Here is a 15320-nt window from a genome sequence, read left to right on the forward strand (position 1 = left end):
CCCAATTCTCTAGCCTCCACCAACTGCCAAGCTTGTGCTGGCAGTTCAAAATTTGGCGGCAACCAATGCTGCTTTCCACCAAGCAGCAAGGGGCAAAGCGTTAGTTGAAGCTCATCCACCACGCCAGCTGCCATAAGGCTTGCCGTAAGTTCAGCGCCTCCTAGCAAAAGCAGGTTTTTCACCCCTTCTGCCGCCAAGGATTGCTTAAGTTGCGGCCAGGGGCCTAAGGGAAAAAATCGCTCAAAACCCGGCGCCTTTTTTCCTGCGGGTGCCAATAACCAACGGGCGAAGGGTTGCTGCCAAAAGGGCCAATCGGGCTCAATTCCCAGCGGTGGATTGCTACGACTAATCAGCAGCAACGGCGGCTGAACTGATTTATTTAATTGTTTGCGCTGCTCTAAAAGATCAAGTTGATGAATCAGGCAGCTGCTGCGGTGGGCCCTCAAGGTGCCTGCCCCCATCAAGCAACAATCAGCCCAAACCAGTGCCTCTTCCAGGGCGCGCCGATCTCCCAGATTTCCTAATTTTGCTGCCCCTCCTTGGGGGGGCGCTAAGCGCCCATCCATGCTGATGGCCAGCACCAAACGCAGGCTCACACCAATGCTGCTTCCGCATAAATAACAGCTGCATTATTGGGGCTTTCCTGCAAATGAATCTTATGCAGCGCCGCTCCAATAGTTGCAATTGGTTGATTTAAACGATCAGCAATATGCAAAGCAATGTTTTCAGCTGTGGGCACACAATCAACAAAAAATGGCACATCTTTATTTAAAAAAGTGTGATCAAAAGGTTCCACAACTAAATCCTGCACCAATTTTTGCAATGCAGCTAAATCACAAACCATGCCGCTGCGAGCATCAATTTCGCCTCGCACTGTTACTTCTAAAAAATAGTTATGGCCGTGGCCATGGGGCCTGGCGCATTTGCCATAGATAGTTTCATTTTCCCCCTGGCTTAATTCCGGCCGAGCAAGCCGATGGGCAGCAGAGAAATGGGTGCGAATTGTGAGAAAAGCTTCCATGGCATTACCGAGGTAATCGGCCCAAAGGGTTGGTTGTTCGTATAACCGCAGAGCGGTGAGGGGCAAAAGCGGATTAAGCCGTTGCCAAATGGCATGAAGCAGCCATTCCGTAGTGGGTAATGCCGCCTCCGGGCGCTGCTCCACCGCAAATTCCGGCCAAGTGTGGTTGAGGCAATGGAAATCCAGTGGTTCCGTTACCTCTGCCTTGATGGCGTGCTTCACATCAGAGAGGTTGAGCACCATCCCATCAGCATCGAGCTCGCCCCCCATAGACACGATCAACTCGTAATTGTGTCCGTGGCCTGGAGCCTTGCTGCAAGGGCCAAACCGACGTTCGTTTTCAACTGCATCAAGTTCCGGCAACCAATAAAGGTGGCTGGCACTAAAACAGGCACGACGGGTGATCACACAGGGGCGACCTTCCCCATGGGGGGCAATTTCAGCCGTGGCAGCATGTTCATTCACTATTGCTGCCACCTTTAAGGCTTCTTAAGCCCATGCATCCTAAGGATCAAAGCTTGCCATTGAAACAACAACTCCAAGGAATCAATATCTACCTAATTGGCATGATGGGCTGCGGTAAAAGCAGTGTTGGCCCTGAATTAGCGAAATTGCTTGGTTATCGCTTTATCGACGCTGATTCGGTAATCGCTGCAGCCGCTGGTTGCTCCATCAGTGAAATTTTCGATAGCCAAGGTGAGGCAGGGTTTCGTTTGATTGAAACCCAGGTATTGCATCAGATCAGCCAATGGCATTCACTTGTGGTTGCAACCGGAGGTGGAGTTGTAACAACAAGCTCCAACTGGGGTGCTCTACGCCAGGGGCTAGTGGTGTGGCTGCAAGTTGACGCAGCTCAACTGCTTGCGCGCCTTCAAGCCCAACCTGGAGATAGGCCAATGCTGCAAAAGCCAAACCCCGAAACAGAATTATTAAAATTGCTGCAAGCTCGCGCAGCCCAATACAGCCAAGCTGATTTATCGATAGCTGCAGGCTGCGCCAATCCAGCACAGGTGGCAGCCGAAATTGTGGCAGCACTTCCAGCAGTGCTCAAGGTTCCAGGCGCACCGCGAACCACTGCACCGTGAAACCCGGCTCCAATTCCAAAGCACATGCAGTATTAAGTAAGCGTTCCGCCTGGGAGGCAGCACTGGGCAGGTTTGCTAGGTCTGCTGGGGTTTGAGTTAAGCGCGCTAACTGCATTTCAAGCCAGCTCAAGGTTTCTAAGGCTGTAAGAATCTGCTCACCCGCCTCGGGATCCAGCACCACGTAGTGATCTAAGGCCCGAATTAAGGGATCAGACATGCAATTCGCTTTATTTAGCTGCATCCTGGCGCTGCTACTGCCTTTAGGGGGCGCCTTAGAACAAAGGTTGCTGGCTTGGCCCGAATGGAACCTACCGGCTCCACTTTCAAGGCCCGGCCATAGAGATCTTGAATATCCTCAGTGGTTTGAGGGTGTTTGGTTACTTAATAGCAACGAAATAAGCCAGGCCAGTGTTGTTTTTAGGCGCCGAAATGATGGCAAGGTGGTGGGCTTGAGAGCTGCTAACGCCGCTGCTGTGGCAAAACAAGTTCTTGCAGGCGAGCTTTTAGCAGTGGAAGACGATCCCATAAATCCAAACCGTCAACTAACAAAGCTGAGCAACGATCGTTTGCTTGAAACAAGCATTCAGGGCCGTGCCACTGAAACATCAAAAACTGGATTTTTTTTGGCCGACGAATTAAGTATTCAAACCCTGCGGCAGCCAGGTTTACCGCCCCGTTTGAGCCGAATTGAAATTCTTAGTAAATTCCACTTGGTAAACGAAAATCATATTGAAGTTGAGCAGTGGCAAGCCCGTTACCCCTCTCCAGAACAGGGGCTAAGGGCAAGTGCAATTACAAGCAGCTATTCCAGCTTGCAGCTGGAGCGGCAGAGTGGGGATGGAAACGCCAAAACAACAGGGCCGCCGTGAGGGATTTTTTCGTCAATGTGACCCGCTACCCCAGGTATTTAATTGCCCTGGGGCTTGGGGTTGCTGATTCAGTATTCGCCCCTCTGCTTGCCCGCACCAGTAATCCGGTAACGGCGATTGCCCTGGTTGCAGCAGCAGTTAGTGGCAGCATCAGCCTTGCTCTAGTGCTGCATGCGATGGTTACCCCAGTACCAGGGGCATAGAGATGGCCCAAGGGCGACGGGTAGAACGGGTGGCCTCATTAATCCGCAAGGAAATGAGCGAACTGCTTCGCACGGGCGTGCGCGATGAACGGATTTCCCAGGGCATGGTGAGTATCACCACGGTGGTGGTGGCCGGTGATTTGCAGCATTGCAAGGTTTCCGTGAGCATCTACGGCAGCAAAAATGAGCAGGCGGAGGCCATGGAGGGTTTGCGCTCTGCCGCTCCATATCTGCGCGGTGAATTAAGCCGCAGGTTGAATATGCGCCGTACTCCTGAACTTGTGTTCCACCACGACAAAGGCCTGGCCGAGGGGGTGGAGGTTTTGGGTTTACTAAATCGTTTAGCTGAGGCCCGCCAAGAAGAAGAGGAGCCATGACCCTGCGCCGCCAGTTAGCCCAGTTATTTGTTGTGCGCGCCAGTGGCTTTGGCACCGATAGCCAACGGCGTTATCCCCGCTGGGAACTGGGCAACACCGAACTGCAGCACTGGTTAGAGCAAGGGGTTGGCGGCGTGATTTTGCTAGGCGGAAGTGCCGCCGATCTAGCTCTACGTTGCCGGCAGTTACAGCAGTGGGCCGGATCAACCGATCAAAACCGCTTACTGCTTTGCGCCGATGTGGAAGAAGGGGTGGGGCAACGCTTTGAAGGGGCCACTTGGCTGGTGCCACCTCTGGCCTTAGCGCCCCTCTGGCATACCGACCCACCCCGAGCAGAAGCATTAGCCAGGGCCTACGGCCGCTGCAGCGGCAATGAAGCCCAGCTGCTGGGGCTCAATTGGGTATTAGCACCAGTGTGCGACGTAAATAACAATCCAGCCAATCCGGTAATCAATGTGCGTGCCTGGGGCGAAACCGCAGCGGCAACAACAGCCCTTAGCCGCGCTTTCCTGCAGGGTTTAGAGGGGGAGGGGGTACTGGGTTGCGCTAAGCATTTCCCCGGCCATGGAGATACCAGCCAGGATTCACACCTGCAATTACCCCAACTTGCCCACAGCCGAGAACGGCTAGATGAACTTGAATTTGTTCCATTTCGCGCTGCTATTGCAGCTGGTGTTGGCAGTGTGATGACGGCGCACCTGCAGCTGCCAGCCCTTGATCCAGAACGCCCCGCCACCCTTTCCAAGGCAGTTTTAAGCCAGCTATTAAGGCAAGAGCTGGGATTTAACGGCTTAATTGTTACCGATGCGCTTGTGATGGAAGCAATTACTAAGCACTACGGAGCAGCAGAAGCAGCTGCTTTGGCCTTTGAAGCAGGGGCAGATCTGATCCTGATGCCAGCCGATACAGATGCCGCCTTAACGGCCCTTGAGCAGGGTTGCCTTGAAGGTCGCTGGCCGCTGGAGCGAGTTGAGCAAAGCCTGGAGCGGCGGCGCCTGGCCTTGGCCCGCTGCAAACCCTCTGAACTTGATACAGCGGCTGCCTTATCTGCTTTAGCCAACTGCGCCAGCAGCCACGGCGCCCTTGCCCAGGAATTGTTGCAACTGAGCTTGCAACAGCAAGGCTGCAACTCAGCGCCGCCAAAAGGGCCGGGGGTGAATTTAATTAGGGTTGATAGCAGCCTTGCTTGTAGCCCCTTACCCCTGGCGGCCCCTGCCCTTTTGCGTCCCCAAGCCGCTGGCTTTCAAACCACCTTGATCGATGGCCGCAGCCAAGCTTTAGATCTAGAAAAATTGCCAACTGGGCCAGTGTTGCTGCAATTATTTGTGCGGGGTAATCCATTTCGAGGCAGCGCCGGCGCTGATGGCTACTGGGCCGAGCTGGTGCAAAAGCTATTGGCGCAGCAAAGATTGGCGGGCCTTGTGGTGTATGGCAGCCCATATCTATGGCAGGAGCTGAAAGGGCTGATCCCTGCCAACATCGCTATTGCTTACAGCCCCGGCCAGATGCCTGGGGCTCAAGCTCTTGCTTTGCAAAGCCTTGGCCTTGGTGCTGCCAGCTATGAAGGTGGCTTCACGAACTAAGTTTTAATCTTCTTAGCTAACCAAATCCTGGGTAATTGCAGCCATGCTCAGCCTCTCAATGATCGTGCGCAACGAAGAGGGGCAGATCGGCCAATGCCTCGCCAGCGTTGCTGGTTTTTGCGATCAATTACTGGTGCTCGATACCGGCTCCACCGATAACACCAAAGCAATTGCAGCGGAAGCTGGTGCCCAGGTGGAATCCATGGAATGGCCAGGAGATTTTGCCCCGGCTCGCAATCGAGCCCTGGAATTGGTGCAGGGCGACTGGGTATTGGTGCTTGATGCCGATGAATTTCTGCTGAGCGATGCCAAAGCCCCTTTACAAGCACTGATGGCTCAACCCGATGTGTTGGTGATCAATCTGCTGCGTTTTGAAGCGGGGGCGGCCCAGGCCCCTTATTCAGCGGTGAGTCGGTTATTTCGGCGCCATCCCGCCATTAGCTGGAATCGCCTGTATCACGCTTCCATAGACGACAGCGTTGAAAAATTGCTGCAAGCTGAACCTCAATGGCGCGTGGTGGATTGCCCAGAACCCGCCTTGCTGCATAGCGGTTACCAGCTGGAGAGCCTTTTAGCGGGCAATAAAGCAGAACGGCTCAGGCAAGCCATGGAAGCTGAACTCCTAGCTAACCCTGGTGATCCCTACGCCAGCGCCAAATTGGGGGGGCTAGAAATCGAATCCGGCAATGTGGAACGAGGTATTGCTCTTTTGGAGCAAGGGCTTACCCGCTGCACTAAAACCCAGTTCTCCGAGCGATATGAACTGCAACTGCATCTGGGAATTGCCCATGCCCATAGCGATTTGCCGCGGGCGGAAAAGCACTATCGCGCCGCCCTTGATGAACCTTTAAACCCGCGATTAAGCATTGGGGCCCGCTTAAATCTTGGCGCATTACTGCTAAGGCTTAACAAATTAGAAGAAGCCGCCAGTTACACCGAAGCTGCCACTCGCCACGCCCCTGAAGTTGCCCTTGCCTGGTACAACCTTGGCTTAATTAGGCGCAAATTAAATGATATTGGCGGCGCCCTGGAGGCCTATGAGAGCGCCTTAGAACTGGCTCCAAATAATCCCGAAATTCACCAAAACCTTGGGGCGGCCCAGTTACTTGGAGGGAATTTTGATGCCGCAAGAGCAAGTTTTCTCACAGCAATCGGTTTATTGCTGGCTCAAGGCAAAGAAGAGGAAGCAAGGGAATTGGCGGCAAAAGCAGGCGAGCTGGTGAAACTGGATGCAGCTTGAGCTAACGGCAACGGTGGTGCTTACCCGGGCTGAACAGCAGCTTGGCGAAGCCCGCCAGATATTTGAAGCCGCTGGCGCAAAAGTGCTGGATTTACCAGCTTTAGTGATTGGCCCTCCAAGCGAATTGGGGCCACTAATTGATGCTTTAAGGGAATTTAGTAGCTTCCAATGGTGCATTTTTTCAAGCGCTAATGGGGTGGATGCAGTTGAGCGCCAATTGCAGCACTTAGGCCAATCCCTGGCAACAAGGCCAAAAGGGGTGAGGCTGGCTGCCGTGGGCCGAAAAACAGCAGCATTGCTTGAGCAGTTAGGGGCACCTGCTGATTTTGTTCCCCCGGAATTTGTAGCCGATAGCTTGCTAGAAAATTTCCCAGTGGGAGTGTGGGGCCAACGCGTCCTTTTGCCGCGGGTGCAAAGCGGCGGCCGCAGCATTTTGGCGGAAGCTTTCGCGGAAGCTGGCGCCAGGGTGGTGGAAGTGGCTGCCTACGAATCCAGCTGCCCAAGCAAAATCCCAGAAATTACCAGCGCGGCCATAAAGGCCGGCAGCGTTGAAGCGATCTGTTTTAGCAGTGCAAAAACGGTGCGCCATTGCGTGAGCCTGCTGCAACTGGAATTCGGCAGCAACTGGCGAGATTTGCTGGCGCCAATCATGCTGATCTCAATTGGGCCTCAAACCACAAAAGCCTGCATCGAATTCCTTGGCCGCGTTGATGCAGAAGCAGATCCACACCACCTTGAGGGGCTTTTGGCTGCTTGCGCCTTTGCGATTAATTCAAAGCAAAAGCTTCAAAGCTGAAAGGGCAACTTCTGGCTGCCATTACCAAGCATCAACTGCCCTTGCTGCACATCAACACTGATCACGCGCCAACCTGGCGGCAACCATGGAATGCCCGCTCCACCTAGATCGCCCGGCACTACAGCGCCAGTTTCGTTGTTGTAAGAAACAAAAGCCTGGGGTACACCCCGTGCCATGGCAACACCCGTGAGTTGCAAGGCTGGCTTAGCAAGGCTTTTGGGGGGATTTGCTCCTTTTGGAGCAGTGGTTGCAGCTAATGGTGCAAATGGATCATTACGACCCTTTGGCAAAGCCGCAATTACAGCTGCAGGAGTTGGTAGAGCTGTGAAACGGGGATCTTTTGCTGGAGGTTGCTGCAAAGGCGGTAGGGGAGCCCTTATTGAATTATTCGAAAATGGTGGCGCAACTGCACAACTAGCAACAGCTGCCGCAGTGATGGAAATAACAAAAGATAGGGTCAAGGGGTGTTTCAAATGCTGCCAGCCCTCTGTTCAACTAAATCGCGAAAGCGATCAAGATTTGCCTGCAATTCCTTACTAACAAGCCCACCCAACATGGCGGAATCCATCAATGGAGCCAAGATTCCTGGTAATTCATAGCTAACTGTGAGTTTTACTGATGTTTGGCTGGGGCCTTCTGGGTAAAAACGCACCGCTCCTTTTGTGGGTAACCCCTTTACCGATTCCCAATTCAATTGCTGCTCATCTACTCGGTTGGTGATGCGTGCCTTCCACTGAAAGCGAAATCCTTGGGCGGAGAGGGTCCATTCAGTGAGATTTGGATCATCGAGTGTTACCACCGATTCAATCCAACGCATCCAGAGCGGCATTGCCTCTAAATCGCTCCATAAAACCCACACTTGAGCAACAGGGGCCCGGATGCTGGTGGTAACGCTGTGCTCAAGCCAACGGCCCATGGGATCTCTGCAGTGAATAAAAGGTGAAAAATTTAAACGTTGGTTTAGCAACCAAGAATTTTTGCTGCGGCCAATCTGCCACTCATCGTGGCACCTTCCATTGAATCTATGTAATCTTGTTTTGTATAGCTACCAGCCAAAAAGAAATTAGCTACTGGGGTGTTTTGCTCCGGCCGAAAAGGATCCATTCCTGGAGCCTCGCGATAAAGAGACTGAGCAAGTTTCACCACATTGCTCCACACCAACTGCAAGGAGGAAGCGGAAGGAAATAATTGCCGCACTTGAGCATCGGTGTGGGCAACAATTTCCTCTGTTTTTTTAGGGATCCAGCGATCGCCTGGCGTTAAAACACACTGAAGCAGAGAGCCAAGCCCTTGTTTGCGGTAATCCTCTGGGCTGGCAAGGGCGAGATCAGCAAAGCAACTGAAATCTGCATCTGCTGTGTAAAGCAAATTATTAAGACCGCTAGGAACAGCTAAGTTTTTGCGTTTTGCTTCTGCGCTACCGCTTTCCCCAAGCTCAGTTACCCATCCGTTGTATCTCAATTGCACAGTGGCAACAGGCACCGCCTCCAGGCGATAAATCCGCTCAAATAAAGGCCAACGCCGCCAGGCGGCTGGTATCAACTTTTGAATACCTGGCACATCGCAAGCAGCTAAATAATTATCTGCCTGCACAACTATTTCACCATCGGGAGTGCCAAGCTTTAAGCCCGTTACCAAAGAACCCGCTGAGGAATCTTGATATTCCAGCTCGATTACCCGATGCCGCAGATGTAAATTACCACCACGAGCTTTAATATAATCAAGGATTGGGCCGGTTAACCAGCGATGGGGAGATCCCTTTAACAGATTTAATTTTGATGCCTCTGTTTTAGTAGCAAACATCAAAAAAATTGTAAGCATGCAGCGAGCCGAAATAGATTTGCAATCAATAAAACCTAGGGCGTAGGCAATTGGATTCCACATTCGCTCGATGCTATTAACACTGCCGCCATGGCCGATAAACCACTGCTGAAAACTAACGCGATCTAAAGCTCGTATTGTTTTCATCGCGCCTTCGTAATCCAATAAACCTTGCACAATTGGGCTGGTGCCTAAAGCAAGGGCATTACGTAATTTATCAAGCCAATTCAGCTGAGGAGTGGTAAAAAAAGCTTTCAAGCCATTAAATGGAGCTCCTAGGGCAAAACGAAAATCAAGCTCTTTTAAATCGGCTCCACGATTTACAAATAAATGGGTGTGATCCTTTGGTAAAAGATTATCAAATGCGTTTACCTTTCGCATTAAAGCAAAAAGATTGGTGTAATTAAAAAAGAACACATGCAGCCCCATTTCGATGTGATTACCATCTGGATCTATCCAGCTGCCAACTTTTCCGCCCATAAAGGGCCTCGCTTCGTAAATATCCACCTGATGGCCGGCATCCACCAGATCCACTGCCGCAGACAAACCCGCCAGCCCTGATCCAACGATTGCAACCCGCACCATCAGCTCCTGTAATGGCTCAACTCTATGGAGCAATGGCCCCATAGTGGGGCTGTGGCAGCTGGGAAGTTGCTTAGAGTAATTGGTAAATTAAAAGTAAAGCGATGGCTACTGATCTCGCAACAGCTCCCCTCACCCACACCGGTAAAGATGGCAAAGGCATTCTGATCACCGCTCCAGCCATGAAACAGTTGGCCGGCTTGATGCAGCAGCAGGGTGGTGATCAAGTTTTGAGGGTGGGGGTACGTTCGGGCGGGTGCAGCGGCATGAGTTACACCATGGACTTTGTTTCTGGCCTTGAGAAGCAGGCTGATGATGAAAGTTACGTATACGAACCAGCTGGAGCCCCTGCGTTCACAGTGATATGCGATCCGAAAAGTTTGCTTTATATCTACGGAATGCAGCTGGATTTTTCAGCTGCACTAATAGGTGGCGGTTTTAATTTCAGCAACCCAAATGCCACCCAAACCTGCGGCTGCGGCAGTTCTTTTGCGGTTTAAGCCGTGAGTTAGCCACCAAGGTGCGAATCTGAATCAATACCTGAACTGAGTAGAAAGCTCTCTATGAATGCCAGCACTGAAGCTTCCGAATTTGAGCTTGCCCTAAGCAGCTACCAAAATGGTGCTCCGCTGCCGCAAGTGATTGCCAGCTTTAAAGAAATCACCCAGCAAGCGCCGCGCCAATCAGCAGGTTGGACCTGCCTCGCCTGGCTGCAACTGCTTAATGGTGAGCCTCAAGATGCTCTTTATTCAGCAAAAAACGCTGTAAAAATCAATCCACAAGATCCCCAAGGTCGCATCAACCTCAGCCTTGCCATGCTCGAAACCGGAGCTAAAGGAGTGAGGGAGCACATTGAATTAATAAAAAAGCTGATGGCCTTTTCACCTGAATTAGCCCGCGAACTGCAGGCTTCCATCGCTGATGGGCTGCAGCGGCGGCCCGGCTGGCCAGCCTTAGAAAAAGTGAAGGCTTGGCTAGCTGATTGAAATGAGGCTGCTGCTGATAAGCAACGGCCACGGGGAAGACCTAAGCGGTGCCCTGCTGGCCCTAGCCCTTCAGGAGCTGGGAGCCCAAGTGGCTGCTGTGCCCCTTGTGGGTGGAGGGGATGCATATCTTGCCGCTGGAATTTCAGTGCTGGGCCGCACCCGCAACTACAGCACCGGTGGCTTGGGTTACACCAGCGCCGCTGGCAGATGGGCCGAAATATTCCAGGGACAGGTGCTGTATTTACTAAAACGCAGTTGGCGCGTTTGGCGGGAGGCCCAAAAGGCCGATGCTTTAGTGGTGGTGGGAGATGTGATTCCAGTGCTGCTGTGCTGGCTTCTAGGCAAACCCGTGGCTACTTATCTTGTGGCCTATTCCAGCCACTACGAAGGGAAGTTGAGGCTGCCATGGCCTTGCGGTGCGTGCCTTGCAAGTAAACGCACAAGGGCAATTTTCAGCCGTGATTACCTCACTGCATGCGATCTAAGCGAGCAACTGGGCCGATCTGTGGAATTCCTTGGCAACCCATTTATCGAAAAAGTGCTGGGGGCGAAAGCAAAACCCTCCGCAGAACAAATGTTGGCACTGCTGCCGGGCAGCCGATTGCCGGAGGCATTGCAAAATTTCGAATTGATGCTGGCCTTGCTCGAGTTGTTACCAAAAACTGCTCAAAGCTGGAGCTTTAAAGCTGCTTTAGTGCAGGAATTAAACCAAGAAGCAGTGGCAGCAATGGCCCTGCAGCGAGGCTGGAGGGCAAGCCCAAGCGCTTTGAACTGGCAGCAATTGAAATTAGAACTTTGCTGGGGGCAGTTCAACCAAGTTTTATGTGAATCCAGAGTGGCTTTATCGATGGCGGGCACAGCTAGCGAACAAGCGGTGGGGCTTGGCATACCGGTGTTGCAATTAGCCGGTTTTGGGCCCCAGTTCACAGCTGGATTTGCGGAAGCGCAACGCCGCCTGTTGGGGCCAGGAGTGTTCTGCGCGCAAGGGCCAGTGGGCGCTGCCACAACCCTTGAGCAATCAGTGCAATTACTAATTCCGTTAATGACGCAACAAACGGAAAACCAACAACAGACTTGGCAAGAAGAGGGGGAGAAACGCTTAGGCCGCAGTGGCGGAACCAACCGCATCGCTACTGCCATCATCCAAGCGATGCAGCGATGAGTGCCCCTAATCAGATCAAGATTTGGTTGGATCGCCTGCTGGTGGCCAATGTATTTCTGGTGATCTTTGCCGCTATCTGGTTTTTAGCTGCTGTTGCCTTAGAAGCGCGCCAAATACATGCGCCTCTTTCCCTATTTAAAAAGCTATGGGAACCGCTGTTCACCCCAGCCCTTGGAATCTTGATGGCTGGGGCATTAATCAACGCTGCTTGGAGCTGGTGGCAGCGGCGAGGGCCCCATTCAAATCGCCGTATTGAAAGTTAAATCCCTGCTGTTGCAGCCGTTCTGGCAGCACTTTTTGGCCTTCCAGCACTACAGAGGCGCCATCGCCAAGCAGCAACTGCAACAAAGCGCCGGGCACCGGCAGCAAGCTTGGCCTGCCAAGAGCCTTGCCTAAATTCTGACAAAACTGCGCCATCGTTGCTGGATTTGGAGCGGTGGCGTTATAAACGCCGCTGTAGGCGGGATTGCTGAGGGCCATCGCGATAAGAGCGCAGAAATCAGTGCGATGAATCCAGCTCATCCACTGCCGGCCCGAACCGATGGGGCCGCCAAAGCCAGCGCGAAAAATTGGCAACATTTTGCCGAGGGCGCCACCATCAGCTGCCAGCACAATGCCTGTGCGTAAAACAACCAGCCGGCAACTTGCAGGTATTGCCGCCGCGGCTTGCTCCCATTCCAGGCACAACTCTCCAAGGAAATCAGTGGCATTCGGGCTGCTTTCCGTGAAACTTTCAACGAGGCTGCTGCCATAAAAGCCAATGGCCGAACCACTTATCAACACCTTTGGGGAGGCATTAGTGGAAGCAGCAGTAGAGATTGCAGCAGCTAAAAATTTTGTGGTGTTTATGCGGCTGCTACGCAGTAATTCACATTGAGCTGGCGTCCAGCGTTGTTCAGCAATCGGCTCCCCCGCCAAATTCACCACCGCATCCGCTTCTGCTAATGCCTTTGCAAGGGGAGTATCCGGCAGCCAACTTTTGGCAAGGGCGGGGTTGGCCTGCAGCCTTCCTTTAGCAGCAGAGCTGCGGCTCACGATTGTGAGTTCGTGGCCGGCAGCTTCTAAAAGCGGCAATAATTCACGGCCAACAAAACCAGTGCAACCAATCAGCAACAGCTTCATTACTACCTAGGCATCTTTTGCAGACGTTAACCTCAACCGTTGCCCTTTAGCCTGTTAAAAGCGCGATAGAAACCATGGCCAACAGCTTCAAAAAAGGAGCCTTAGTGCGGGTAAATCGCGAGGCATATGTTGGCAGCACAGAAGCTGCTGCTAGTGCGCCCATACCACCGGCTTATCTACTGGAGGGGCCTGGGGAAATATTGATAATTAATGAAAGCTATGCCCAGCTGCGTTTTCGCCAACCGGTGCCTGATGTGTGGTTAAGGCTTGATCAATTAGAGCCTTTTACCTAGGTTGCTGAGTTTGTAAACGCTGGCGCCGCTGCGATGCTTCGCGGATCATCTCGCGGCCATCACGCAAATAACCATCTACATAACCGGCGGTGTAACGCTCAAATTCAGCAATGGCATCCTGCACGCCACTTAAGCAGTGATAAAGGCTGAGGCCAAAACTTTTGGCAATTGCCGGGCAGGCCTGAGAACGAAATAAATATTCCACCCTTTCCAAATAGTTGCGGCTGCGCTCGAGATATGAACAAAAATTTGCCATTAATTGATCGTCGTAAGGATCAGCTGATAACGCTGTGAATTCTGCGCCAAAAGGTTCTAATACCTCCCCTAAAAGTTGATCGATAGGCCAATACACGCCACTCAACCAGCGCTCGAGGGCGGCCTCACCATTGCTGCTGCTGCTGCTGGCCTTGGGGCTACTGCGCGTTTGGGGCGTTGAACTGTCGTAGCGGCGACGGCTTTCTTGATGCCGCAGCAGCTCCCAGGCGGCATTAATGGCAATTATTTGTTTTGAATCCTGGCTTGGATCCTTAATTGAATTTTGGCCAGCGCCGCTCGCCTTGGCATCGGGATGATGTTGTTTCACCAAGGCGCGATAGGCGGCCTTGATTTCAGCTGTGGTGGCCCCTTGAGATACCCCCAACACACGATATGGATCCGCAGCGGTCACGGCGTGGCGTCGGTAAACATCGGAGTGCTGAGATAACGCTCACCAAAACTGGCGAGCACCACAACTATTAATTTGCCAGCCCATTCAGGCCTTTGCCCCAGTTTTAAAGCTGCTGCCATGGTGGCGCCACTGCTCACCCCACTGAGCAAACCCTCCTCCCGCGCTAATCGCCGCCCCATCGCCATCGCGTCTGCGTCTGTTACCTGGATCACCTCATCGATCAATTCAGCTTGATAGTTGTCTGGGATGAAACCAGCACCGATTCCTTGGATGCGATGGGGCCCAGGGGCACCACCACTGAGCACTGGGCTACCGGTGGGTTCCACTGCAATCGCTTGAAAACTGGGCTTACGTTGCTTCAGCAGCTGAGCGCAGCCGGTAATGGTGCCACCGGTGCCCACTCCAGCCACCAGAGCATCAATGCGGCCATCGGTATCAAGCCAAAGTTCTTCTGCAGTGGTGCGGGCGTGGATGGCTGGATTGGCTGGATTTGCAAACTGCTGTAGCAGATAAGCATTGGGCAACTCCGCCGCAAGGGCGCGGGCCCGCCCGATTGCCCCCTTCATCCCTTCCGCCCCTGGGGTGAGTTCAAGCTCTGCTCCATAAGCCCGCAACATGGATCGCCGCTCCGAACTCATGGTGTCTGGCATGGTGAGGATCAAGCGGTAGCCGCGGGCGGCAGCAACCATTGCAAGGGCGATTCCGGTGTTGCCGCTGGTGGGTTCTACTAAAATTGTGTTTTCAGGATTGATCAGCCCCTGCGCTTCTGCATCAAGAACCATCGCTAAACCAATGCGATCTTTCACTGATGCTGTGGGATTAAAGCTTTCAAGCTTCGCAACTATCTCGGCGCAACAAGCTTCTGCCTTTGGCAGTCGATTCAGCCGCACTAAAGGGGTATGGCCCACGAGGGCGGTGATATCAGGAGCAATCGCCATTGGATGAAGTGGTAATTCATCCATTCTGATCATTAAGAGCGCTTCAGCGTTCCTCTAAGCGTTTAAGCAATTGCAGCGAAACCTGTTCAATAACGCCCTGCCAATTGCCCCGCTGCTGTTGCCGAAACAATTTCACGCTGGGGTACCAAATCATTTGAGAACCCCCTTGGCCATAGCGCCATTCAGCCCGATAGGGCAAAAGGCCCCACACGGGCACACCAAGGCCAGCGGCAAGATGCAAAGCGGTTTGTTGCACTGTGATTACAAGATCAAGGGCAGCGGTGAGCCCGGCGGTGGCGAGCAGATCAGTGCTAATGCCATCGAAATGCAAGATCTCAACGCCGTGATTTTGCTTTAAGGCATGCAGTTCCTCTGGTTTGTGGCCGTATTGCAGGTTGAACCAATGCAAACCCGATTGCTTTAACAGCGGCAAAAGTTGCTCGAGCTGGAGCGAACGCTGGCGGCGATTGCCTAAGGTGCCGCCGCCTTGCCAGGCAATGCCCACCTTGAGGCCAGGGCCTAGGGCCGCTAAGCGCTTACGCCAATTTTGATTAGTTGAATCCGGCAGCTGTAGG

21 protein-coding genes and 1 pseudogene are annotated in these 15320 nt (G+C 52.9%); 12 read left to right on the forward strand and 10 right to left on the reverse strand.

What is annotated here, in order from left to right; all coding sequences use genetic code 11:
* Positions 1-596: dihydrofolate reductase family protein (locus KB557_RS04210; protein ID WP_255131577.1), on the reverse strand; the 596-nt coding region annotated here is incomplete at its 3' end.
* Positions 593-1498 (reverse strand): 6-carboxytetrahydropterin synthase, encoded by a 906-nt coding sequence (locus KB557_RS04215; RefSeq protein ID WP_255131579.1) that lies wholly within the window; start codon positions 1496-1498, stop codon positions 593-595. The genes KB557_RS04210 and KB557_RS04215, both read right to left, overlap by 4 nt.
* Before the next feature lie 20 nt (positions 1499-1518).
* On the opposite strand from KB557_RS04215, the gene KB557_RS04220 reads away from it, so the two are divergent.
* Positions 1519-2106: a shikimate kinase gene (locus tag KB557_RS04220; RefSeq protein WP_255131581.1), complete on the forward strand. Its 588-nt coding sequence runs from the start codon at positions 1519-1521 to the stop codon at positions 2104-2106.
* On the opposite strand, the gene KB557_RS04225 is transcribed toward KB557_RS04220, so the two are convergent.
* Complete coding sequence (locus KB557_RS04225; protein ID WP_255131583.1) at positions 2069-2323, reverse strand: chlororespiratory reduction protein 7; 255 nt, start codon at positions 2321-2323, stop codon at positions 2069-2071. The genes KB557_RS04220 and KB557_RS04225 overlap by 38 nt on opposite strands.
* On the opposite strand from KB557_RS04225, the gene KB557_RS04230 reads away from it, so the two are divergent.
* The 6 genes from KB557_RS04230 to KB557_RS04255 are packed head-to-tail and all read left to right on the forward strand — an operon-like array spanning position 2322 to position 7174.
* Positions 2322-2975, forward strand: coding sequence for a DUF6816 family protein (locus tag KB557_RS04230; protein ID WP_255131585.1), 654 nt, complete (start codon positions 2322-2324; stop codon positions 2973-2975). The genes KB557_RS04225 and KB557_RS04230 overlap by 2 nt on opposite strands.
* A complete protein-coding gene (locus KB557_RS04235) occupies positions 2972-3178 on the forward strand; it encodes a DUF751 family protein (RefSeq protein WP_255131587.1) in 207 nt (68 codons plus the stop codon). The genes KB557_RS04230 and KB557_RS04235 overlap by 4 nt, the downstream gene beginning before the upstream one ends.
* Before the next feature lie 2 nt (positions 3179-3180).
* Positions 3181-3555: a 30S ribosome-binding factor RbfA gene (rbfA, locus tag KB557_RS04240; RefSeq protein WP_255131589.1), complete on the forward strand. Its 375-nt coding sequence runs from the start codon at positions 3181-3183 to the stop codon at positions 3553-3555.
* Entirely contained in the window at positions 3552-5138 is a 1587-nt protein-coding gene (locus tag KB557_RS04245) for a glycoside hydrolase family 3 N-terminal domain-containing protein (RefSeq protein WP_255131591.1), read from the forward strand. The genes rbfA and KB557_RS04245 overlap by 4 nt, the downstream gene beginning before the upstream one ends.
* A 43-nt stretch (positions 5139-5181) precedes the next feature.
* Positions 5182-6378, forward strand: coding sequence for a glycosyltransferase (locus KB557_RS04250; RefSeq protein WP_255131593.1), 1197 nt, complete (start codon positions 5182-5184; stop codon positions 6376-6378).
* The gene (locus tag KB557_RS04255; protein ID WP_255131595.1) at positions 6368-7174 is read left to right on the forward strand and encodes a uroporphyrinogen-III synthase; all 807 of its coding nucleotides are present in this window, start codon (positions 6368-6370) and stop codon (positions 7172-7174) included. Before KB557_RS04250 ends, KB557_RS04255 begins: the two co-directional genes overlap by 11 nt.
* Here KB557_RS04255 and KB557_RS04260 read toward each other — a convergent pair.
* The 3 genes from KB557_RS04260 to zds are packed head-to-tail and all read right to left on the reverse strand — an operon-like array spanning position 7165 to position 9577.
* Positions 7165-7635 (reverse strand): hypothetical protein, encoded by a 471-nt coding sequence (locus KB557_RS04260; protein WP_255131597.1) that lies wholly within the window; start codon positions 7633-7635, stop codon positions 7165-7167. The genes KB557_RS04255 and KB557_RS04260 overlap by 10 nt on opposite strands.
* Before the next feature lie 8 nt (positions 7636-7643).
* On the reverse strand, positions 7644-8090 hold the full coding sequence (locus KB557_RS04265) for an SRPBCC family protein (protein ID WP_255131598.1): 447 nt from the start codon (positions 8088-8090) through the stop codon (positions 7644-7646).
* Between the two features lie 44 nt (positions 8091-8134).
* Positions 8135-9577 carry a 9,9'-di-cis-zeta-carotene desaturase gene (zds, locus tag KB557_RS04270; RefSeq protein ID WP_255131613.1) on the reverse strand — a complete coding sequence of 481 codons (1443 nt, stop codon included), beginning with the start codon at positions 9575-9577 and terminating at the stop codon, positions 8135-8137.
* Positions 9578-9681: 104 nt separating this feature from the next.
* On the opposite strand from zds, the gene KB557_RS04275 reads away from it, so the two are divergent.
* From KB557_RS04275 to KB557_RS04290, 4 genes are all read left to right on the forward strand, one after another.
* Entirely contained in the window at positions 9682-10077 is a 396-nt protein-coding gene (locus KB557_RS04275) for an iron-sulfur cluster assembly accessory protein (RefSeq protein ID WP_255131600.1), read from the forward strand.
* A gap of 63 nt (positions 10078-10140) precedes the next feature.
* A complete protein-coding gene (locus KB557_RS04280) occupies positions 10141-10563 on the forward strand; it encodes a hypothetical protein (RefSeq protein ID WP_255131602.1) in 423 nt (140 codons plus the stop codon).
* A gap of 1 nt (position 10564) precedes the next feature.
* Positions 10565-11725, forward strand: a complete 1161-nt coding sequence (locus KB557_RS04285) for a lipid-A-disaccharide synthase-related protein (protein WP_255131604.1) — start codon at positions 10565-10567, stop codon at positions 11723-11725.
* Positions 11722-11988, forward strand: a complete 267-nt coding sequence (locus tag KB557_RS04290) for a hypothetical protein (protein WP_255131606.1) — start codon at positions 11722-11724, stop codon at positions 11986-11988. The genes KB557_RS04285 and KB557_RS04290 overlap by 4 nt, the downstream gene beginning before the upstream one ends.
* On the opposite strand, the gene KB557_RS04295 is transcribed toward KB557_RS04290, so the two are convergent.
* Positions 11924-12847 (reverse strand): TIGR01777 family oxidoreductase, encoded by a 924-nt coding sequence (locus KB557_RS04295; RefSeq protein WP_255131608.1) that lies wholly within the window; start codon positions 12845-12847, stop codon positions 11924-11926. The genes KB557_RS04290 and KB557_RS04295 overlap by 65 nt on opposite strands.
* 74 nt (positions 12848-12921) lie before the next feature.
* Here KB557_RS04295 and ndhO point away from each other — a divergent pair, with 74 nt between their 5' ends.
* Positions 12922-13140, forward strand: coding sequence for an NAD(P)H-quinone oxidoreductase subunit O (gene ndhO, locus KB557_RS04300; RefSeq protein ID WP_255131610.1), 219 nt, complete (start codon positions 12922-12924; stop codon positions 13138-13140).
* On the opposite strand, the gene KB557_RS04305 is transcribed toward ndhO, so the two are convergent.
* The 3 genes and pseudogenes from KB557_RS04305 to KB557_RS04315 all read right to left on the reverse strand — a co-directional run.
* A complete protein-coding gene (locus KB557_RS04305; protein WP_255131612.1) occupies positions 13133-13807 on the reverse strand; it encodes a J domain-containing protein in 675 nt (224 codons plus the stop codon). The genes ndhO and KB557_RS04305 overlap by 8 nt on opposite strands.
* Positions 13804-14745 (reverse strand): cysteine synthase A, encoded by a 942-nt coding sequence (gene cysK, locus KB557_RS04310; protein ID WP_255131614.1) that lies wholly within the window; start codon positions 14743-14745, stop codon positions 13804-13806. Before cysK ends, KB557_RS04305 begins: the two co-directional genes overlap by 4 nt.
* A gap of 43 nt (positions 14746-14788) precedes the next feature.
* Positions 14789-15320 (reverse strand): annotated as a pseudogene (locus tag KB557_RS04315) (hypothetical protein); the annotation flags it as partial.

The sequence above is a fragment of the Synechococcus sp. Cruz CV12-2-Slac-r genome (genome assembly GCF_024346075.1).
Classification (GTDB): Bacteria; Cyanobacteriota; Cyanobacteriia; order PCC-6307; family Cyanobiaceae; genus Synechococcus_D.